Source organism: Mycobacterium sp. TY814, from assembly GCF_030755175.1.
GTDB lineage: Bacteria > Actinomycetota > Actinomycetes > Mycobacteriales > Mycobacteriaceae > Mycobacterium.
On record NZ_JAUFRY010000001.1, the window covers coordinates 2,616,867 to 2,637,932 of the forward strand.

Sequence of the window (21,066 nt, forward strand, 5' to 3'; positions counted from 1 at the left end):
GCTGACCTGCGACGTTAGCCGTCCTGTGAAATTGCCGTATCTGCCGTCTCAGGCGTATCGACGATCGGGCGAACCGCCGCCATCGCCAGCAGCGCGGCACCCATCAATCCGGCCGACGCGGTGAGCATCATCGCCACGCTGCGCTCGTACAACAGCCCGCCCGCCAGCGAGCCCGCCATGATGCCCACCTGGAACGCCGTCACGTACAGTCCCGAGGCACCGTCGGGGTCATCAGCCCCGGCGCGCATCGCCGCGGACTGCAACATCGGCGACACCGCCGTGGCCATGGCGCCCCACAGCACGATCGCCGCCGTCCCGACCACCAGCGCCGTCGTCGCCGAGCGTTGCCAACCGAACGCCAGCGCACTCAGCAGTGCCAGCGCGGCGGTCAGGCCGGCCATGCAGACGATGATCGCGCCCTTCGGGCGGCGGTCCAGCGGCCGCGCCACCAGTGCCACCGAGAGCACCCCGGCGATTCCGTAGGCCGCGAGCAGCCACGCGACATTGGGTCCCCGCACTCCCACGACCTGGCGGACGATCACCACGATGTAGGTGTAGGAGACGAAGTGTCCGGTGACGCCGATCATGGTGATCAGGCTCACCATGATCAGCCCGCGGTTGCGGTGATGCGTCGACCGCCGGCCCACGTACTGCAACTGGTCGGTGGTCAGCCTCATCGAGGGCAGCACCAGCCGCGCCGCCACCGTCACCAGCGCGGCCGCGACGGTGACGCACACGGCCGCCAGGCGCCAGCCCCACATCAGGCTCAGTGCCGCGGTCAGCGGGCTGCCGATGACCAGCGCCAGGCTCGTCCCGACGTAGATCGACATGGTGGCGCGCCCGGCGTGGCTGGGCGGCACCAGGCGGGTGGCGATCGGTGCGATCACCGACCACAGCAGGCCGTGCGTCACCGCGCACAGCACCCGGCCGCCCGCAAGCACCGCGAAGCTGGGCGCCAGCGCCGAAATCAGCTGCGAGACCGTCAAACACACCAGGCTGAGCAGCAACGTGCGGCGCCGTGGCCAGTGTGCGGTCCAGCGCACCAGCGGAACCGTGGTCAGGGCGGCCACGAACGCATACCAGGACAGCAGGGTGCCGACGAGCACCACGCTCACGTTGAGGTTGCGCGCGATCGCCGACAGTGCCCCCACCGGCAGCAGCTCGGCGGTCACGTAGATAAAGGCCGCCGCCGCGAGCACCGCAAGCTGAACCGCGATCCGTGGCGTCCACGTTCGTGCGGTTGCGGCGATGGTTCCCGATTCGGCAGTCATGTTGTTCGTCGGCACACCGTCCTCGTGCCGAGGTGGCTTACGGACAGATTGCGCCGTGATCACCGTACGCAACGTATCCGGGCTTTACCCAAACATTGCGTGTCAACACGCCCGGTCAGGAGCGGACGAGGCGCGCGATGGCGGCCGACGCTTCGGCCAGTTTCTCGTCGGCCTCCGGGCCACCCTCGGCCACCGCGCGGGTGACACAGTGATTCAGGTGCTCGTCGAGCAGGTTGAGCGCCACCGAACGCATCGCGCTGTTCACAGCGCTGATCTGGGTGAGCACATCGATGCAGTACTTGTCCTCTTCGATCATGCGCGCGATCCCGCGTACCTGACCCTCGATGCGACGCAGCCGCTTGGCGTAGTTGTCCTTCTGCTGCGCGTATCCGTGCGGTGCCGTCATCTGCTCTCCCCAACGCCGTCTCATACCCCAACGGGGTATCACCTTGCGATGATAAACGATTTTGGCGGGATGCCGCCGCACCGCATACTTGCTGCATGCCTGAACCCGACATCAAGCCCCGCAGCCGCGACGTCACCGACGGCCTGGAGAAGGCCGCCGCACGAGGAATGCTCCGCGCGGTAGGCATGGGGGACGAAGACTTCGCCAAGGCGCAGATCGGGGTTGCGTCGTCGTGGAACGAAATCACCCCGTGCAACCTGTCGCTGGACCGCCTGGCCAAGGCGGTCAAGGAGGGTGTCTTCGCCGCGGGCGGCTACCCACTGGAATTCGGCACGATCTCGGTGTCCGACGGCATCTCGATGGGACACGAGGGGATGCACTTCTCCCTGGTCTCACGTGAGGTGATCGCCGACAGCGTCGAAACGGTGATGCAGGCCGAGCGACTGGACGGCTCGGTGCTGCTGGCCGGCTGCGATAAGTCGCTGCCCGGCATGCTGATGGCCGCCGCGCGGCTGAACCTGGCATCGGTGTTCCTCTATGCGGGCTCGATCCTGCCGGGCGTCGCCAAGATGTCGGACGGCAGCGAGCGCGAAGTCACCATCATCGACGCGTTCGAGGCGGTGGGCGCCTGCGCGCGCGGCCTGATGAGCCGCGAGGACGTGGACGCCATCGAGCGGGCGATCTGCCCAGGCGAGGGCGCCTGCGGCGGCATGTACACGGCCAACACCATGGCCAGCGCCGCCGAAGCGCTGGGCATGTCGCTGCCGGGCAGCGCCGCGCCCCCGGCGACCGACCGCCGCCGCGACGGGTTCGCCCGCCGCAGCGGTCAGGCCGTCATCGAACTGCTGCGCAAGGGCATCACCGCCCGCGACATCCTTACCCGGGAAGCGTTCGAGAACGCGATCGCGGTGGTGATGGCGTTCGGCGGCTCGACCAACGCCGTGCTGCACCTGCTGGCCATCGCCCGTGAGGCCGAGGTCGAGCTCTCCCTCGACGACTTCACCCGGATCGGCAAGCGGGTGCCACACCTGGCCGACGTCAAGCCCTTCGGCCGGCACGTGATGTCGCACGTCGACCACATCGGCGGCGTGCCGGTGGTGATGAAAGCCCTGCTGGACGCCGGTCTGCTGCACGGCGACTGTCTGACCGTGACCGGCAGGACCCTCGCGGAGAACCTGGCCGACATCGCCCCGCCGGACCCGGACGGCAAGGTGCTGCGCGCGCTGGACAACCCGATCCACCCCACCGGGGGCATCACCATCCTGCGCGGATCGCTGGCCCCGGACGGCGCGGTGGTCAAGTCGGCCGGCTTCGACTCCGACGTGTTCGAGGGCACCGCACGGGTTTTCGACGGCGAGCGGGCGGCCTTGGATGCACTCGAGGACGGCACCATCACTCACGGTGACGCCGTGGTGATCCGCTACGAAGGACCAAAGGGCGGTCCCGGCATGCGGGAGATGCTCGCCATCACCGGTGCCATCAAGGGCGCCGGGCTGGGCAAGGACGTGCTGCTGCTCACCGACGGCCGGTTCTCCGGCGGAACGACGGGGTTGTGCGTCGGGCATATCGCCCCCGAGGCCGTCGACGCCGGCCCCATCGCCTTCCTGCGCGACGGCGACAGGATCCGCCTCGACGTGGCCAACCACACCCTCGACGTGCTGGTCGATCCGGACGAGTTCGACGCCCGCCGAACGGGGTTCACTCCCCCGCCGCCGCGCTATAAGACCGGCGTGCTGGCCAAGTACGTCAAGCTGGTCGGCTCGGCCGCCACCGGGGCGGTCTGCGGCTAGCACGGCGCGTGTGCGTCCACCGCGGCGCGTGTGCGTCCACCGCGGCGCGTGTGCGTCCACCGCGGCAAATCCGCGAATTCCGCACAGCTGACGCACACCGGATGCGGTCAGCGCACACCCGATGATCGGCGCGACAGCTAGCGCACCAGCGCCACCGCGAAGCCGTCCCACCCCTTGCCGCCGACCGTCTGCAGGACGGCGGTGTCCAGGTGCGGGTGCTCGCCCATCAGCTGCAGCGTCCCGCGGGTCGCCGCGACCCTGACGTCGTCGGACTCGGTCAGCACCTTGCCGCCGCGAATCACGTTGTCCACCACCACGACCGTGCCGGGCCGTCCGAGCCTGATCGCCCAGTCCAGGTAGGCGGCGTTGTTCTCCTTGTCCGCGTCGATGAACACCAGGTCGAATGGACCGCCCGTCACGGTCGGCAGCGAGTCCAGAGCGGCCCCGACCACCACCTCGACCCGATCGCCCACGCCGGCCCGGTCCAGGTTGGCCCGGGCCAGCTCGGCGCGCCGCGGGTCGAATTCCAGTGTCACCACCCGTCCCTGCGGGCCGGCGCCGCGCGCGAGCCAGATCGTGCTGTAGCCGCCCAGCGTGCCGAGTTCGAGGATGCGCCGCGCCTGCATGGCCGAGGCCAGCAGGCACAGAAACTTGCCCTGCTGCGCCGACACCGCGATGCGCGGCAGGCCGGCCGCGTCGCTGGCCTGCACCGCCGCTTCCAATGCCGGGTCCGGTCCGATCAGCGTGCTGTCCAGAAATGCGTCGACAGCTTGCGGGTTTGCTTCTGCGGGCATGACCAACGCTAACTCGTGGCCGGGCCGCCCCGCCTAAATACCTGCCCCGGATTGTTTACCCGTACCCCCAAGGGGTATATGCTGGGAGTCGGATCAACCGTCCACAGAAGATGAAGGTGATATCGAAATGGCAACTCACGAAGCTGGAACCGAATTGACCTGTGGCCACGAGGGCTGTGGCTGCCGCGTGCGCGTCGAGGTCCCCTGCCACTGCTCCGGCGCCACCGAGCCCTATCGCTGCACCTGCGGCGAGGCCCTGGTCCCCGTCCAGTAGAACCGCCGGCCGGTCGTGCGTCCGGACGCGCCGCTCAGCGCCCGAACGTACGGCCGGCCAGCTCCACCTGCGCCGACAGCGTGAGGTCCACCGCCGAGGCTCCGACCGCCACCGTGTGTTGACCGGGCGTGATGCGCCAGCTTCCGTCGGCATAGCGCGCCAGCAGACGCGGATCTGCCTCGATGGTCAGCCGGCGAGACTGCCCGGGTTCGAGGTCGACCCGCTCAAATCCCAACAGCCGCAACCGGGCTTCGCCCGGTGTCGCGGTCAGGTACACCTGTGGGACATCGGCCCCGCTGCGGTCACCGGTGTTGACGACGGTGACCGCGACCCGCACGGTGTCTCCGCCGACCACCTCCAGATCGCGGTATTCAAAGTTGCTGTAGGACAACCCGTGTCCGAACGCGAACAGCGGGGCCTGCCCGGTGCGGGCGAACCATCGGTATCCGACGTCGGCGCCCTCCGAATAGTGGATGGTCGTCGGCGACCCGAGCTGCGGACGCGGCGTCTGACCGAGGTCCGCCGGGAAGCTGATCGGTAACCGGCCCGACGGGTTGACTTGTCCGGCAAGGATTTCCGCAATAGCCCGGCCGCCCTGCTGGCCCGGGTACCAGGCCGCGACGATCGCGCTCACCGACTCGCGCCAGGGCATCGCCACCGGGTTGCCGGTCTGCAGCACCACCACGGTATTCGGGTTGGCCGCGGCAACGGCGGAGATCAGTGCGTCCTGGCCCCACGGCAGCGATAGGTCGGCCACGTCGAATCCCTCGCCTTCGGCCCGGGTCGCGAACACGATCGCGACGTCGGCTGCCCGCGCCACCGGCACCGCCTCGGCCGGGCTGATACCGGGATCGAATTCGATGTGCGCCTGCGGCAACAGCTTCCGCAGTTCCTCGAGCGGGCTCGAGGGCAGCAGGTACAGATTGCGCATCCCCGCCTCGAGACCCGTACCGCCGATCGGGATCACCCCGGCGTAGCCGCCCGGCGGTACGACGGTGCTCGAGCCGAAGCCGGCCGGCACCCCGCGGTGGGCGTATCCGCCGATGACGGCGATCCGGCCGGCTGACAGCGGCAGCGCCCCGCCGTTCTGCAGCAGCACGATTCCCTGCCGCGCAATATCCAGGGCAATGTCGTTGTGCGCGTTGATGTCCGGATCCGGCGCGGGACCCCACTTGTCGACCCCGACCGCGAACATCGATCGCAGGATCCGCCGGACCATGTCCGACAACCGCTCTCCGGAGAGCCGCCCGTCGGCGTGGGCGGCGCGCAGCGGCGCGCCGAATGTCTCGGCCTGCCACAGCAGCGCGTCGATCTGGGCTCCGCACTCCTGGTCGAGACCGTGCAACGCGCATTCCCAGCTCGGTGTGCCACCCCAGTCCGACATCACCCAGCCGGGAAATCCCCACGCCCCTTTGAGCACATCGTTGAGCAGCACGGCATTGGCAGCGGCATAGTCGCCGTTGACCTTGTTGTAGGCCGCCATCACCGCGCCGGGCCGGCCGCGCTCGATGGCGATCTCGAAGGCCAGCAGGTCGGATTCGCGGTGTGCGTCGGGATCGATGACCGCGTCCAGCCAGTGCCGGTTGGTCTCGTTGCAATTCAGCGAGAAGTGCTTGGTGGTGCAGATGACGCCGTGCTGCTGGATTCCGGTGATCTGCTCGGCGGCCATGGCTGCGCTCAGCAATGGGTCTTCGGAGAAGTATTCGAAGTTGCGACCGTTGCGCGGGTCGCGGGCCAGGTTCATCGCGCCCGCCAGCTGCACGTTGAACCCGCGGCTGCGTGCCTCGATGCCGATCAGGGAACCCGCGGCCCGGGCCAGCTGCGGATTGAAACTGGCCGCCAGTGCCAACCCCGCCGGCAGCGCCGTTGCGGTATCGCCCGGCCGGAAACCGGGATTGGTCACGCCGAGTCCGGCGTCACTCATCCGCAGTGCCGGAACCCCCAGCCGCGCGATCCCCGGCACGTATGCCGCGCTCATCGGGACGTCCGGCGGGATCCGTTCGTCATGCAGCGGCCACATGTCGCCGGCGCCCATCACGCCCACCAGCAGGGTGAAGCGCTCGTCGTCGGTCAGCGCGGCCTCGACCTCCCGCGCCCGCGCGTCCGGGTCGTCCGTCGGGAAGCTCATCGCACACCCTCTTTCGCGTACACGACACGCAGCACGTGGCCGAGTTCGGGACCCATCACCAGCTCCGTCAGCGTGCACATCGTCGACACGAAGTCAGGCCCGTGGGGCGGTGGCACCCGGCACAGATGATGCGCCACCTCATGCAGTATGACGAGTTCACGCATCGCCCAGTCCGCGGTGTCGCGGTCGGGAACCGCGATAGTGCCTGCCCCGTCCCGGTTCTCGTAGTGCGCGGACGTGGCACCGCGGCGCGCCCGCACGCGCAGGCCGGACACGTCCGGCCACTCCCGGCGCACCGCCGGCAGGGCCAGCACGTCGTCGACGTAGCGCTGCACGGACGACATCGACGCGAAGCGTCCCTCCGGCGGCAACGTCAGCTGGGTGCCGAAGAAATCCACGCTGCGCGATCCGTGCTCGGCGGCACGGTCGAACATGACCCGCACGAATTCCTCAGCCGCGTAGACCTTGGCGCGCTGGGAATCGCGGCTCAATGGCCCAGCGCGGTGCGCGCCCCGGGCAACTCGGGACTGCTGCCCAGGCGCGCCCGCCGGCCGGCCCGGTCACCGGCCCGCCGCGCCGCCGAGGAATACCCCGCGGTGGCCCGGCTGGCCTGCCAGGTGCCGCGGGCCCGCGACGTCTCGCGGTAGTGGTCGCGCAGCTCGACTTCCTTGTCCCGCAACGCGATGGCGGTGCCGGGTGCACGCCGGCGGTCGTTGGTCACTTCCTGCCTGGCCTGCTCGCGCGCCTCCGCCAGTCGCTGCCCGACGCGGGCGCCGAACGCCAGCTGGAAATTGAGCCGGGCGGTGATGGTCGGCGTCGGCCGGTGGTCGCCCGTGGCCAGGTAGGCATCGGAGGCCCGGACCATCTGCACCACCAGGCTCGCGTAGAGGGCGTGCGTCGCGTCGATGTCTTCGGCGAACCCGTAGGCGTACACGAAGGTCGAATTCGACGCGATGTCGCAGCGCACGTCGTTGGCCGCCGCGATCAGCACGAACAACTGCACATAGGTGCGGAGCCCGCGGGTACCCGCGGCGCCGATCGTGATGGTGCGCTGCGTCGGGGCCTGCGCCGCCGAACGGTTGGCGGAGTGAGACCGTGCCACCGCAAGATCGATGGAGGAGGCCGTCGCCAGGCGCTGCGCGGCGGTCATGAACGCCTCGGCCTCGTGCGGGTTGTCGGTGCCTTCAGCCTGACGCAGCAGTGCCGCAATACGGGACAGCATCTTGTCGTCGGTCATGCGGCCAAACTAGCGCAGCGGCAGGACAACCCCGCTCGACGATTCACAGGCGCAGGTTGAGCCAGGACACCACGTCGTCGAGCACCTGATTCTGCTCGGGCTCGTTGAAAACCTCGTGGAAGAGCCCGGCGTATTCCTTCAATTCGACGTCGGCGGAACCCACACAGTCCACCAGGCGGCGGCTTCCCTCGATCGGCACCAGGGCGTCACCCGTGCCGTGCACCACCAGCAGCGGCGTCGTCAGGGCGGGGGCCCGCTGCGGCATCGTCTCGCCCACCTGCAGCAGTGCGCGGCCCAGCCCGGCCGGCACCTTGCCGTGGTACACCAGCGGGTCGGTGTTGTAGGTGTTGACCACCTCGGGGTCGCGGGAGATCGCATTGAAGTCCAGCGCCTCCACCGGCAGGCCCGGGGTCAGCACACCCAGCACCTTGGCCGCCAGCGCCACCACCCGGGGCACCATGTCCTGCGCGGCGACGGCCGGCGCGGACAACACCATCAGGTCGTAGTTGTCCGGGCGTTCCACCCCGTAGGCGAACACGATGGCACCGCCCATGCTGTGCCCGAGCACGACGCGGGTCAGGCCCGGGTTCTCCCGGGTCGCGACCCCCACCAGCGTGTCGAAGTCACCGGTGAATTCCGAGACGTCGCGCACCATCACCCGCTTGCCGCCGGAGCGGCCGTGACCGCGGTGATCGAGTGCGTAGGTGATCAGCCCGGCCGCGCCCAGTCGCTGCGTCACGTGGTCGTAGCGACGGGCGTGCTCGCCGAAACCGTGGGCGAGGATGACCACCGCGCGCGGCGGCACGTCAGGAGTCCACACGTCATAGACGATGGGCACGCCGCCGACGCCATCGAAAGTCCGTTCAGTGCGGGTGGTAGTCATCACGGGCAGCTTACGTCCTGTAGGGCCACTCCTCGCGCGGTGTTGTCACACAATCTGCGTAGTCTCGGACGGGTGAGTGTGCTCACCGAAAATTCCGCCTCCCACCCCGGCGGAGACTTCTCCGCCCACGCCGAACCGTACCGCCGTGAACTGCTCGCCCACTGTTACCGGATGACCGGGTCGTTGCACGACGCCGAGGACCTGGTCCAGGAGACGCTGCTGCGGGCCTGGAAGTCCTTCGACCGGTTCGAAGGCAAGTCCTCGGTCCGCACCTGGTTGCACCGGATCGCCACCAACACCTGCCTCACCGCGCTGGAAGGACGTGGGCGCCGCCCGCTGCCGACCGGCCTGGGCAACGCCCGCTCGGACCCGACGGCCGATCTGATCGAGCGCGCCGAAGTGCTCTGGCTGGAGCCGCTGCCCGATGCCCAGGACCCGAAGGATCCAGCGGTGATCGCCGAGTCGCGGGAATCGGTGCGGCTGGCGTTCATCGCCGCGCTTCAGCACCTGTCGCCCCGGCAACGGGCCGTGCTGTTGCTGCGCGACGTGCTGCAGTGGAAGGCCGCCGAGGTCGCCGAGGCGATCGGCACCACCACCGTCGCGGTCAACAGCCTGCTGCAGCGTGCGCGAACCCAGCTGGACGCGGTCGCGCCCAGCGCTGACGACCCGCTGGCGGCTCCCGATTCGTCCGAGACGCAGGACCTGCTGGCCCGCTACATCGACGCGTTCGAGACCTACGACATCGACCGATTGGTGGATCTGTTCACCGCAGAAGCGATTTGGGAGATGCCGCCCTACACCGGCTGGTACCAGGGGGCGGCGGACATCATCACGCTCATCCACACGCAGTGCCCGGCAGAACATCCGGGCGACATGCGCATGATCCCGATCACGGCCAATGGACAGCCGGGCGCGGCCATGTACATGCGTGCCGGCGATCGGCACGTGCCGTTCCAGCTGCACGTCCTGGACGTCAGGCCAGGCGGTGTCTCGCACGTGGTCGCATTCCTCGACGGATCGCTATTCGCCAGATTCGGCCTGCCGGACGCGCTGTGAACGCCCTGCCCGCCGTCACGCCAGTGCCGGGCCGGCCCTCGATCCTGTTGGGCGCGTTCGACATCGGCAGCGTCGGTTATCGCGCACAGGAGTTCTTCATCTCGGGCAGCGCCTCGTCCTACGCCGCGGAGCAGCCCTTGGGGCCGGACGGCAGCTGGCGCGTAACCGCCTCGGGCACAGCCGATTACACCACCCGCGTGGTGGTCCTCACCCCCAACGACGCGGCGGACTTCAACGGCACCGTGCTGGTCGAGTGGCTCAATGTCAGTGGCGGTATCGACGCGCCGGCGGTATGGATGATGGCCCACCGGGAGGTGATCCGCGCCGGCTACGCCTACGTCATGGTTTCGGCCCAGAAGGTGGGCGTGGACGGTGGCGTGAGCATGCTCGGAATCGACATGTCGCTGAAGAGCCAGCGACCCAAACGGTATGCCGGCCTGAGCCATCCCGGTGATGTGTTCGCTTACGACATGTTCTCCCACGTCGGCGGCCTGGTCCGCGACACCGGTGGCATCCTGGGCGACCTGACCGCCGAACACGTTGTCGCCGTGGGTGAGTCGCAGTCGGCGATGTTCCTCACCAGCTACATCAACGCCGTCGACCCGATCGCTCAGCGCTACGACGGGTTCCTGGTGCACTCCCGGTTCGGGCCTGCGGCGCCCCTGGACGACGGTTCCATCTTCGACGAACTGCAGTCCGACAGGTCGCAGGCGGTGAAGTTCCGTCCGGACCTGCGTGTGCCGGTGATGACGATCATCACCGAAACCGACCTCTACGGTGCGGGGCGCCAGGGTTATTACGCGGCCCGCCAGCCCGACAGCGACTCGCTGCGGGTATGGGAGATCGCCGGCGCCGCGCATGCCGACAACTACACGATTCAGGTAGCGCCCATCGACTCCGGTTCCGCGCCAATCGAGGACCTGGTGGCGGCCTACGCACCCACCGACACCCTGATGGGTCAGCAACTCGACCACTACATCAACTTCGGCCCGCAGCACCACTATGTGGTGCAGGCATCGCTGGCGGCGCTGACCGCCTGGGTCAGCACCAGGGCGGCACCGCCCAGCGGCCCGCCACTGGACGTCCGCGTCGGCGCCCGCCCGGAGCCGGCGCTGGACGCCCACGGCATTGCCACCGGCGGGATACGCACCCCGTGGGTCGACGTCCCGCTCGCCCGCACATCCGGCGTCGGCGCCGGGGAAAGCGTCATGTCGTCGATTTTCGGTTCCGGCGAGCCTTTCGACGACGAGACGGTGCGGCGCCTCTACCCCGGCGGCGCCGACGAATACCTTGGCAAGTTCAGCGCGGCGCTCGACGCCGCCATCGGGTCCGGATTCATCCTGGCTGCCGATCGCGACGAAATCCTGCAGCTCGCCGGCGCCACTTTCCCGGCGTGAAACAGCGTTACTGTGGGAGCCATGCCTGCCACCGTGGATATCCGGCGAGCAGCCGATCGCGGCCGCACCACCACGCCATGGCTCGAGTCGCGGCACTCCTTCTCCTTCGGCGACCACTACGAGCCCGAGAACACACATTTCGGGCTGTTGCTGGTGAACAATGACGACATCGTCGCGCCTGGAACGGGTTTCGACACCCACCCGCACCGGGACATGGAGATCGTCACCTGGGTGCTGGAAGGCGAACTGGCACATCAGGATTCCACAGGCAATCACGGTGTGATCTATCCCGGCCTGGCCCAGCGAATGTCGGCCGGCAGCGGCATCCTGCATTCGGAGAAGAACGGTTCACCAACCCGGCCAGTGCATTTCGTGCAGATGTGGGTGATTCCGGACGAGACGGCCATCACACCGAGCTATCAACAGGACGAGATCGGCAATCAGCTGGACAACGTCGGCTTCGTCACGGTCGCATCGGGAATACCGGGACGTGACGCCGCTCTGAAGCTGCACAACCGCGCCGCCGCGCTGCACGTCGCGCGCCTGAATTCCGGCGACTCGATCCCTCTCCCTTCCGCGCCTTACCTGCACGTATTCACCGCGCGCGGTCGCCTCGCCATCGAGGACGACGGTGAGCTCGCCGGCGGAGACGCGGCCCGGTTCACCGACCCGGACGGCCGGCGGCTCACCGCGCAGCAGCCTTCCGAAGTGCTGGTCTGGGAGATGCACGCGGCACTCGGCGGCTGACCGACACATTAGAGTGGGCTCGACACACAGGAGCCGCCATGTCTCAGAAGCACGCCAAGCACGCAGCACCCAAACCGAACCGGAACACCACGCAACTCCGTAAGGTGCGGTTCTGGCTGGCGCCGATCCTGATCACCCTGGCTCTCATGTCGGCGCTGGCCGCGCTGTATCTGGGTGGCATCTTGAACCCAACCACCAACCTGCGTCACTTCCCGATCGCGGTGGTCAACCAGGACGCCGGGCCCTACGGCAAGCAGATCACCGACGGCGTGGTGGCCGGCCTGGACAAGGAGAAGTTCGACGTCCGGGTGGTGTCCGCGGCGGAGGCCAAGCAGCTGCTGGACCGGGCACAGGTGTACGGCGAGATGGTGATCCCGCCGGGCTTCTCGTCGAAATTGCGCGACCTCGGGGAAAGCGCCGTCACCGCCAACCGCGCCGAACGGCCGACGATCACGATCTCGACCAACCCGCGGGCCGGTACGCTCGGCTCGAGCATCGCCGGTCAGACCCTGAATCAGGCCGCATCGGTCGCGAACAGTAAAGTCGGCGAACGACTTTCGGCCGACGTGGCGGCGCAGACCGGCGGCGCGCCGCTGGCGGGCGCCTCGATGCTGGCGCTGACCAGTCCGATCGACATCAAGTCGACCGTGTACAACCCGCTGCCCAACGGCACCGGAAACGGGTTGTCCGCCTTCTACTATGCGCTGCTGTTGTTGCTCGCCGGCTTCACCGGCAGCATCGTGGTGAGCACCCTGGTCGACTCGATGCTGGGTTACGTACCAGCCGAATTCGGCCCCGTCTACCGCTTCGCCGAACAGGTCAACATCTCGCGGTTCCGCACGCTGCTGGTCAAGTGGGGGCTGATGGTCATCCTGGCGCTGGCCACGTCGGGGGTGTACATGGCCATCGCCTACGGGCTGGGGATGCCCATCACGCTCGGCTGGCAGCTTTGGCTCTTCGGGGTTTTCGCGATCAGCGCGGTCGGCATTACGTCGAGTTCGCTGATCGCGGTGCTGGGCTCGATGGGCCTGCTGTTCAGCATGCTGGTCTTCGTCATCCTCGGGTTGCCGTCGGCCGGCGCCACGGTGCCCCTGGAGGCGGTACCACCGTTCTTCCGCTGGCTGGCCAAGTTCGAGCCCATGCACCAGGTGTTCCTCGGCGTACGCTCGCTGGTCTATCTCAACGGGCACGGCGATGCCGGACTGCGCCATGCGCTGATCATGACGTCGATCGGCCTGGTGATCGGTCTGTTGCTGGGCGGCATCATCACCCGCCTGTACGACCGCAAGGGCTTCCACCGGATTCCCGGCGCGATCGAGCACGCGATCGCCGCCGAGCACCAGGCACACCACCAGCGCGAGAAGGCCCGCGAAGCCGAGGTGACCACCGAGCCGGGCACCGAGGCGACCACCGAGACCGAATCGGAGCCGGAGCCCGACGCCGCGTCCGAGCCGGTCAGCGTGCCCGAACCGCAGGCCGCTTCCGAAAGTGCCAGTGGGCAAACGTAATTCGACTGCGGCCGGACTGACACCGGCCTGTTACTAAAGTTGACAGTGTGACGGATGTGGCTGATCCTTGGGAAGTTGCTTCCCCGGGCTGAAAGGGCTTCCCGTGCCGACGCCAGCTGCCGTCTTGCGCAGACTCATGGCAAGCTGTGCCGCCCTGACATTGTGCGTCGCGCTGGCGAGCACGAGCGGGCAGCCTGTCGCATACGCCGCTGACGCCCGCGAGTTGCTCGAGCAGGCGATAGCCAACACCAAGGGCTCGTACCTGGTCTACAACTTCGGCGGTGGGCATCCCATGCCGCTATTGGACGGCTCCGGTCACGGGTACGAGATGAACAACGGCGGCCATTTGATGATCATCAAACAGGCCTCCACTCGGCTGCAGCCGCATCTGCTGGTGGACAGTCACCAGGGTGACCAGGCCCGGTGCGAGAACAACGCCGGCGCCCGCACCGGCGAAGGGCTCATGCAGGCCTCCGAGATCTACGCGCCGTTGCAGGCCTGGCAGCGGATGGGCCAGCCCACCATCGCGATCAACGCGAATTTCTTCGACGTGCGCGGGCAGAAGGGCGGTTCCTGGCGCGAGACCGGGTGCAGCTCGCCGCTGGGCGCGTTCGTGGACAACACGCGCGGGCAGGGCCGTGCGAACCAGGCGGTCACCGGCACCGTCGCGTACCCCGGCAAGCAGGGCCTGTCCGGCGGCGACGAATCCTGGACGTCGTTGACGACGATGATCCTGCCGGCCGGCGGTGCGCCATACGTGTTGCGCCCCAAGGGAAGAGAGGACTATGACCTGGCCACGCCGGTGATCGCGGACCTGCTGAACAAGAACGCGAAGTTTGTCGCGGTGGCCGGCATCGGGTTGCTGTCGCCAGGCAACACCGCTCAGCTGCACGACGGCGGTCCCAGCGCGGCGCGTACCGCCCTGGCCTACGCGAAGCAGAAGGACGAGATGTACATCTTCGAGGGCGGCAACTACACCCCGGACAACATCCAGGACCTCTTCCGCGGCCTGGGCAGCGACACCGCGATCCTGCTCGACGGCGGCGGCTCGTCGGCGATCGTGTTGCGCCGTGACACCGGGGGCATGTGGGCCGGAGCCGGGGCGCCCAAGGGTTCGTGCGATACCCGGCAGGTGCTGTGCGACTCCCACGAGCGGGCTCTGCCCAGCTGGTTGGCGTTCAACTAGCTTTCGGCCCGAACCGGAAGATCAGCATGCTGGTGCCCACCACGGCGGCCGCCAGTCCCAGCACCGGGGCCACGGCCACCCGGGTGATCGTCGCACCGATCATCGCGCCGGCGCACATCGTCAAAACCACGCCGTAGCGCAACTTTTCGCGGGCGCCGGTGCCCCCGGCCAGCCGGCTGTCAACGCCCAGACCAACGATGGTCGACGTCAGCACCGTCGTGGTCAGCTCTTGAATGCCGAACTGTCGCGCGGTGGAATGCTGCAGACCGAACACGATCGCCATGCCACCGATCAAAAACAGCTTGGTGTTGTCGCCGTACCGGCACACACCGGTCCCCGCCATCGTCGCCAGGATGCTCAACAGCACCACCTCGATGCTCAACGCCGTGGTGAGCCAGCGACGGGTCCGCTCTCCGAAACGGCGCACCAGCCTGCCGCCGAGGATGGTGCCGGCGACGAAGGTCGGGAAGGCGACGACAACGGCGGTCAGGTCGACGCTCGAACGCGGCGCGAACCAGAAGCCGAAGAAGATCACATTGCCCGTCATGTTGGCAACGAACACGTGCCCGAGCTTGAGGACGGCGATCGCGTCGGCGAGGCCGGTCGCGAACGTCAACAGCAGCAGCGCCGTGACTGTCGACCGCTCGGATACCGGAGAGACGACGGGCACGCGGCTACAGCTGCGGAGTTACATCCAGCGACGTGATGGTGGTCATCCTCGTCACCAACCAGCGGTCGCCGTCGCGCTTCATCGACATCCGGTACGACAGGTACTGCAGCGACGGAATGTTCTTCTTCAGCGGCGTGGTGGCGGTGGTATTGGTGTAGACGATCACGGTGGCGTTCGAACCTTCGAGTGATTCGACCGCGACCCCGGTGACCTCGGTGGAGTTGGTGATCTTCAGCTGCTTGTTGGGTCCGACGACCTTTTCTTCGACGAACTTGCGGTATTGCGCGCCGAAGTCGCCGGTGAGGTATCTGCCCGCGCGGTCGGCGAGGGTGTCCATGTTCTCCGGGGTGTAGCTCCACAGCGTGGTGATCGCATTGGCCGCTGCCCGCGCCACCTTTAACTTGACGTCGATGGTGGCCTGCTCGGCCAGGTAGGGCTGAACCATCGCCGCCGCGAACGCCGAGGACCCGACGAACAAGGCTGCCACCAGCGCGACGACCGCCGCCGCCAGGCGCCCGGTCTTCTTCCTCTTCTTCTTCTCTTTGGCCGGCTTGGCCGGGGTGGATTCGGAGGCTGCCTCGGCTGTTTCGGCCGACCCAGCGGCATCGGTCTCAGTTTCGGTCGGCTCCGAATCCGAGTCCGTCGAATCACTGTCTGCCGCTTGGGTTTCCGCGGCCGTCTCGGATGCTTCGGATGCTTCGGATGCCGTGGTCGCCGCGGCCGTCTCGGGTGCCTCGACGGTCTCGGTGTCGGTCTCGGTGTCGGTCAGATCACTTGCTGCAGGTTGCTGATCTTCCACTGATTCCCTTCCTGCCTAGCGGTCGCCGACCAACGATTGGTGTTCTCGTAGACCTGTTTTCCGTCCGGCGACTTGGAGGTGACGTCGGTGGCCACCAACACGGTCACGCTGCCGTCGTCATTCCACCGCTCCACACCGGCTTCCAGCACCGTCCCGGTCGACCGCTCGGCGCGGGCGACCTGGAACAGGATTTCGTTCGCCTTGTCCGTGTACTGCTTGGCGAAGTCGCCCGTCGCCTGGGCCAGCACCCGGTCGATGTAGTCGTTGGCATGGAACGGATCGATCGAGGTGAACCCGGTCATGAACCACTTGACGTAGTTGACGGCCTGGGTCTCGCGCTCCGCGGCACGGTCCCGCGAGTGGTGATCGACCAACATGAAGGTGGACAACGCGATCGCTGCCACCATCACCACCGACGCGGCCGTCGAAACGACCGGCAGCAGCCACCGTCGCGGCGGAACGGACTGCGGGACGAGGAGCGGTTCCTCGCCGGGTTCGAACTTGCGGCGTGGACTCATTTGCCTTCTCCGGCGGGCTTCGGCTTGGCCAGCACCGTGAGGTCGTCGACCAGCCAGCGGCCGTCGCCGCTCTTGATGAACTTCACCCGCACGCTGGCGGTGATGTAGCGGGTCTCCTGCCCTTCGCCGCGGCGTCCCTGCAGGAACAGCAGCATCGTCGCGCTGTATGGGGTGGCCTCCAGCACCGAGTTGGTGGAACCCCAGTACTCGTTGATGACGGGATGGCCCTTCTCGACCACCTCTTGTTGCGCCGCCAGACTCTTCCGATACCTGTCGGTGGTCAGGTTCAGGGCGCGGGCGAAATCGTCATGCAGATTCTTCGGGTCGTAGGTCAGCATCTGGGCGACGATCTTCGGTCCCTGCGTGGAGATTTCGGCCCGGGTCCGGTCGGCAGCCTGGGCCCGGTAGTAGACGACGCCGTAACCCACGCCCGCACCGCCGACACACAACACCGCGGCGGTCACCAGCGCGGCCGCCGTCCACTTGCGCACCTTGTCGGCCTGCTCAGGCGGCACGACGCGGAGCACCTCGGTACGCAGCAGCATGTCGGCGAAGGTGCGGCGCTGGGAATCCCAGAGCGGCCAGAACCACCCCACCAGCAATGCGGCGGTGTCGAGCAGGTGTGCCAGGTCGCGCAACAGCAGCCACCACGGGCTGACGTCCGTGCCGTCGCGGCGGGCCACCGCGATGCCGAACTGGGCGCGGCCCAGGCTCCACCCGGTGACGGTCGGCAGCAGCAACCGATTGACCAGCACCGCCAGGACGGCGAGCGCGCACACCACCATGCACACCCACCACCACGCGCGATAGGGCGGCAGCGTGAATGAAACCAGGGCCATCGTGGTCGCCACGGCCAGGCCGGCCAGCACGTCGATGGAGAACGCCGCTACGCGCACATGCCAGGGCGCCAAGGCCTTTTCGGGTAAGTCCTGGGCGGCGGTCCGGGTCTTTTCGACCACCACCGTCACTTCGTCACCTGGTCGAGCTTCGAGATCTTGTAGGTACCGTCCGTCGGGGCCATTCGTACCCGCAGGCGATAACCCGTCTCCTGGTTCTGCTGCTGATCGTTGGAGACGCTGATACGCAGGGCGATCAGGATGTCGACGGAGCCGTCCGGGTTGTTGCGCTCCACGGCTGCACGCATATCGGACACCTTGAGGTGCACGTTTGCGGCCTGGTATGCCTGCACCAGCATGCTGCTGTAGAGCAGCGCCTGCGTGCGGTACTGATCGGTGCCGCAGTCGACGATCTTCTGCTCACTGGCCGCCATGCTGCTGATGTCCGGCGCCTGCGTCGCGGCGACGCAGTCTTTCGCCACATTCAGGGCCGCCGCGTCATTGCGCTGCAACGCCGCGATGTCCCGGTGCGCACGCAAGGCGTAATAGCCGCCGAATCCGACGCAGCCGGCCAAGATCAGCAGCACAGCCGCGATGCCGAGCAGCCAGGCTCGACCCACCCGGGATTTACGCCGTTCGACGGCCGGCTCCCCCGCCGGCTCAGCGTCGGTCGCCTCGGTGTCGGTCACCTCGGTGTCCGTCGCCTCGGTGTCCGTCGCCTCAGTGTCCGTCGCTTCGGCCTCGGCTTCGGTCGAACCCTCCGCCGTCACGGCACTGGTCGCCTCGGCTCCGGACTCGGATTCTTTCGAATCCTCGTCCGTCACCGGGGTGACCAGCGATTCGTCCTCGTTGATGGGGTTCAGCTGGCTGGTGCCAGCATCTCCTTCCATCCGTCGTCTCCTGTTTTCATCGAGTTTGCGACGGAGTATTTGACCCCGTCGGGCCCTACCAGCTCACCACTCTGCGGACTGTAAACCGCAGAGGGGGGCCCGCCCGGAGTGTAGACGCAGGGGTTGGGCTGTTGTCCGTTGCACTGCACCGCGCCCGTACCGGGCCGGGTCAGCGGGTCGCTGATCGGCGGCGGCGTGCCTCCCGGCGGGAGTCTGTCCGCCGGCGCCGGGTTCATTCCGTTGTTCACCGACGGCGCGGGAACCACCAGACCCGGCTTGACCGGCTGGTCACACCGCGCGGCGGGCGCCGGGCAGCTCAGCAGCTGGTTCGGGTCGCCGTACCAGGGGTTGGTGCCCGCCGGCTCATACGGCTTGGTGCTACGGCATTCACGCGGCGTGGCGGCCCGCTTGCCGGGCACGTCCACACACGGAATGTTGCGCGAGCCACGCACGCTGTTGGCCGGGGTGTCCATCGGGATCTTGCAGTACGTCCCGACCGGCAGCGGCTCCATGCTGGTGTCGGCGAACGACCGCCACTGCTCAGCCGGGATGAAGCCGGTGAGGCAGGGGGGCGGCTGGTTGATCGCCAGCGCGAGGTCCAGGGCCGCCATGTTCGGGAACGGCGCGGCCACCGTCTGCGCGATCGACGCTCCCTGCGGCAGGAACACGAGGACCTGCTCGAGACCCTTGTGGTACCGCTTCAGCAGGTCGAACACGACCTCGAGGTTGGCCAGCGTCTGCGGCAGCGAGTCACGGACGTCGGTGAACACCTCATTCACCTGGTCTGCCGTCGGCGCGGCTTGGGTCAGCACGCTGCGTAGGTGCTGATCCTCTTGCGCACTCTGGGCGGCCAGCGTGTTCAGGTTGCGGGCCCAGCGCTCGATCGCGCTGCCCGAGTCGACCTGGCTCTGCAGAATCGGCCCGGAGTTCTGGATGATGTCGTTGACATCGTTGATCTGGGTGTGGAAATCGCCCACGATCGCCTGCGTGGCGTCCACCAGCCGCTGCAGGGCCGGTCCGAGGCCACCGACCGCGAGTGCGGTCTCGTCGAGCAGCTTCGGGATCTTCTCCTTCGGCAACACGGCGAGGCCGCGGTTCGCGGTGTCCAGCGCCGGCCCGATCTCGCTGGGCACGGTGCCCTTAGTGATGGTCTGACCCGAGGCGAAGAACTTCCCCGGATTGCCGTTCGACACCAGGTCCACGTACTGCTCACCGACCGCCGACACCGAGTGCACGTTCGCGGTGGCGTCGACCGGGACCTTGTAGCGGCTGTCGATGCTCAACGTCGCCTTGGCCCCCCACGGGGTGGGTTCCACCTCAGTCACCTTGCCGATGGTGATGCCGCGGTAGGTCACGTTGGCCGTCGGGTACAGACCGCCGGATGCCGGCAGGTTCGCGGTCAGCTCGTAGCGCCCGATCCCCACCAGGGTGGGAATCTGCAGGTAGTAGATGCCCAGCACGGACAGCGCAACCACCGTCAGTGTCAGGAAAATCCACAGCTGGCGCTTGATGAAGGGTGTCAGCATTGGCCTCGCTCCGCCCTTTCCACCAGCGGCCCGCCCGGTGCGTCGTTCGGGTTCGACGTGTAGCGAACGTCGGGGATCATCGTCTCCGGGTCACGCCCGAACGACTGCTCCAGGGCCCGCAGGGCTCCGGAGAAACCGGTTCCGGTCAGTACCGCGTTGTCCATGGCGCTGTAGGTCACGTCGAGCGTGGCCGACACGTTCTGGTAGTCGCCGCGGAAGATCTTCGGCACCGCATCGATGTCGAACGGCTGCGTCAGGATCAGCTTCAGCGCACCGATCAGGTATGGCGAGCCGCGGCCGAGTTCCCGCAGCGGGCACTGCAGCGACTCCAGGTCGGTGTGCAGGTTGCCGCGGGCCTCCGACAGGTACTGGTCGGCGGCACCGCTGAGCCGGCCTACCGAGTCGACCGCGTTGATCAGCAGGTTCTTGGTGTCCGCGAAGTGCTTGATCAGCGGCGGGAAGTCGGTCAGCACCCGCTCCAGCACGTCGTTGCGGTTACCCACGTAGCTCAGCAGGCGGTTCGTCGAGTCGATGGCATGGGTGATGTCATCGCGCTGCTCGTTGAGCTGCCGGGTGAAGGTGTCCAACCGGTTGAGGAAGCCGCGAATCTGATCGCCCCGGCCGTGGAAGATCGCGTAGATCTCGTTCTGCAGCACTTCCAGGTTGGGGATGCCGCCACCGCGCAGGATCAGCGACACTACCGCCAAGGTCTGCTCGATGTTGGGGTACGCCGACGAGTTCTTCAGCGGGATGGTGTCGCCGTTGCGCAGCTGTCCCGACGGATTCTCCGGCGAGATCAGCTCGACGTGCTGGGAGCCCAGCAAGCTGGTCTGGCCGATCTTCAAGATGGCGTTCTTGGGGAGCTTGGTGTCCTTCTTCAGCCCCAGCGTCAGGGTGGCGATCCAATTCTTCAGCTCGATCTTGCGGATCGAACCCACCTCGACGTCGGCGACCATCACCTTGCTGTTGCCGTTGATCGCCAGGGTGTCCGGCACCTGCGCATAGACGGTGTAGGAGTCGCTGCCGCTACCCGGAGCCCCGGGGATGGCGACCTGCGAAATGCCTTTCCAGCCACAGGAACTCAGCATCAGGGCGGCCACCAGCAGCACCAGCACCTGCCAGGTGCCGCGGCGGATCCTGCCAAGCATGC

Annotated in this window: 20 protein-coding genes and 1 pseudogene; 7 read left to right on the forward strand and 14 right to left on the reverse strand. The window is 67.7% G+C overall.

Annotated elements, in window-relative coordinates; all coding sequences use genetic code 11:
• Window positions 1–14: 14 nt before the first annotated feature.
• Both QXH22_RS11470 and QXH22_RS11475 read right to left on the reverse strand, forming a co-directional pair.
• The gene (locus QXH22_RS11470) at window positions 15–1,271 is read right to left on the reverse strand and encodes an MFS transporter (protein WP_306243205.1); all 1,257 of its coding nucleotides are present in this window, start codon (window positions 1,269–1,271) and stop codon (window positions 15–17) included.
• Window positions 1,272–1,386: 115 nt separating this feature from the next.
• Window positions 1,387–1,677, reverse strand: a complete 291-nt coding sequence (locus QXH22_RS11475) for a metal-sensitive transcriptional regulator (protein WP_306243206.1) — start codon at window positions 1,675–1,677, stop codon at window positions 1,387–1,389.
• 95 nt (window positions 1,678–1,772) lie between these two features.
• Between QXH22_RS11475 and ilvD the strand changes: the two genes are divergently transcribed.
• A complete protein-coding gene (gene ilvD / locus QXH22_RS11480; RefSeq protein WP_306243208.1) occupies window positions 1,773–3,467 on the forward strand; it encodes a dihydroxy-acid dehydratase in 1,695 nt (564 codons plus the stop codon).
• A gap of 137 nt (window positions 3,468–3,604) precedes the next feature.
• Here ilvD and QXH22_RS11485 read toward each other — a convergent pair whose 3' ends face one another.
• Window positions 3,605–4,261, reverse strand: a complete 657-nt coding sequence (locus QXH22_RS11485) for an O-methyltransferase (RefSeq protein WP_306243210.1) — start codon at window positions 4,259–4,261, stop codon at window positions 3,605–3,607.
• A 127-nt stretch (window positions 4,262–4,388) separates the two neighbouring features.
• Between QXH22_RS11485 and QXH22_RS11490 the strand changes: the two genes are divergently transcribed.
• A complete protein-coding gene (locus QXH22_RS11490) occupies window positions 4,389–4,535 on the forward strand; it encodes a metallothionein (protein ID WP_082658441.1) in 147 nt (48 codons plus the stop codon).
• A gap of 34 nt (window positions 4,536–4,569) precedes the next feature.
• On the opposite strand, the gene QXH22_RS11495 is transcribed toward QXH22_RS11490, so the two are convergent.
• The 4 genes from QXH22_RS11495 to QXH22_RS11510 are packed head-to-tail and all read right to left on the reverse strand — an operon-like array spanning window position 4,570 to window position 8,783.
• Entirely contained in the window at window positions 4,570–6,663 is a 2,094-nt protein-coding gene (locus QXH22_RS11495) for a beta-glucosidase (RefSeq protein ID WP_306275618.1), read from the reverse strand.
• Entirely contained in the window at window positions 6,660–7,154 is a 495-nt protein-coding gene (locus tag QXH22_RS11500) for a TIGR04338 family metallohydrolase (protein ID WP_306243214.1), read from the reverse strand. The genes QXH22_RS11495 and QXH22_RS11500 overlap by 4 nt, the downstream gene beginning before the upstream one ends.
• Window positions 7,151–7,900, reverse strand: a complete 750-nt coding sequence (locus tag QXH22_RS11505; protein WP_306243216.1) for a DUF2786 domain-containing protein — start codon at window positions 7,898–7,900, stop codon at window positions 7,151–7,153. The genes QXH22_RS11500 and QXH22_RS11505 overlap by 4 nt, the downstream gene beginning before the upstream one ends.
• A gap of 43 nt (window positions 7,901–7,943) precedes the next feature.
• Complete coding sequence (locus QXH22_RS11510; protein ID WP_306275619.1) at window positions 7,944–8,783, reverse strand: alpha/beta hydrolase; 840 nt, start codon at window positions 8,781–8,783, stop codon at window positions 7,944–7,946.
• Between QXH22_RS11510 and QXH22_RS11515 the strand changes: the two are divergent.
• The 5 genes and pseudogenes from QXH22_RS11515 to QXH22_RS11535 all read left to right on the forward strand — a co-directional run bounded on the left by QXH22_RS11515 (window position 8,731) and on the right by QXH22_RS11535 (window position 14,677).
• A pseudogene (locus QXH22_RS11515) lies at window positions 8,731–9,839 on the forward strand (sigma-70 family RNA polymerase sigma factor). The gene QXH22_RS11510 and the pseudogene QXH22_RS11515 overlap by 53 nt on opposite strands.
• Entirely contained in the window at window positions 9,836–11,236 is a 1,401-nt protein-coding gene (locus tag QXH22_RS11520; RefSeq protein WP_306275620.1) for an alpha/beta hydrolase domain-containing protein, read from the forward strand. Before QXH22_RS11515 ends, QXH22_RS11520 begins: the two are co-directional and overlap by 4 nt.
• A 21-nt stretch (window positions 11,237–11,257) precedes the next feature.
• Entirely contained in the window at window positions 11,258–11,983 is a 726-nt protein-coding gene (locus QXH22_RS11525) for a pirin-like bicupin family protein (protein WP_306275621.1), read from the forward strand.
• 38 nt (window positions 11,984–12,021) lie between these two features.
• A complete protein-coding gene (locus tag QXH22_RS11530; protein WP_306275622.1) occupies window positions 12,022–13,491 on the forward strand; it encodes a YhgE/Pip domain-containing protein in 1,470 nt (489 codons plus the stop codon).
• Window positions 13,492–13,627: 136 nt separating this feature from the next.
• Window positions 13,628–14,677, forward strand: coding sequence for a phosphodiester glycosidase family protein (locus QXH22_RS11535; protein ID WP_306244503.1), 1,050 nt, complete (start codon window positions 13,628–13,630; stop codon window positions 14,675–14,677).
• On the opposite strand, the gene QXH22_RS11540 is transcribed toward QXH22_RS11535, so the two are convergent.
• The 7 genes from QXH22_RS11540 to QXH22_RS11570 are packed head-to-tail and all read right to left on the reverse strand — an operon-like array spanning window position 14,670 to window position 21,064.
• Complete coding sequence (locus QXH22_RS11540) at window positions 14,670–15,347, reverse strand: YoaK family protein (protein ID WP_306243225.1); 678 nt, start codon at window positions 15,345–15,347, stop codon at window positions 14,670–14,672. The two genes, QXH22_RS11535 and QXH22_RS11540, sit on opposite strands and share 8 nt — an antisense overlap.
• A gap of 4 nt (window positions 15,348–15,351) precedes the next feature.
• Window positions 15,352–16,146: a mammalian cell entry protein gene (locus QXH22_RS11545; protein ID WP_306243227.1), complete on the reverse strand. Its 795-nt coding sequence runs from the start codon at window positions 16,144–16,146 to the stop codon at window positions 15,352–15,354.
• On the reverse strand, window positions 16,113–16,664 hold the full coding sequence (locus QXH22_RS11550; protein WP_306243229.1) for a mammalian cell entry protein: 552 nt from the start codon (window positions 16,662–16,664) through the stop codon (window positions 16,113–16,115). Before QXH22_RS11550 ends, QXH22_RS11545 begins: the two co-directional genes overlap by 34 nt.
• On the reverse strand, window positions 16,661–17,632 hold the full coding sequence (locus QXH22_RS11555; RefSeq protein ID WP_306243231.1) for an RDD family protein: 972 nt from the start codon (window positions 17,630–17,632) through the stop codon (window positions 16,661–16,663). Before QXH22_RS11555 ends, QXH22_RS11550 begins: the two co-directional genes overlap by 4 nt.
• A complete protein-coding gene (locus QXH22_RS11560; RefSeq protein WP_306275623.1) occupies window positions 17,629–18,390 on the reverse strand; it encodes an Mce protein in 762 nt (253 codons plus the stop codon). Before QXH22_RS11560 ends, QXH22_RS11555 begins: the two co-directional genes overlap by 4 nt.
• On the reverse strand, window positions 18,360–19,916 hold the full coding sequence (locus tag QXH22_RS11565; protein WP_306243235.1) for a virulence factor Mce family protein: 1,557 nt from the start codon (window positions 19,914–19,916) through the stop codon (window positions 18,360–18,362). Before QXH22_RS11565 ends, QXH22_RS11560 begins: the two co-directional genes overlap by 31 nt.
• Complete coding sequence (locus QXH22_RS11570; protein WP_371934217.1) at window positions 19,910–21,064, reverse strand: virulence factor Mce family protein; 1,155 nt, start codon at window positions 21,062–21,064, stop codon at window positions 19,910–19,912. The genes QXH22_RS11565 and QXH22_RS11570 overlap by 7 nt, the downstream gene beginning before the upstream one ends.
• Window positions 21,065–21,066 lie beyond the last annotated feature (2 nt).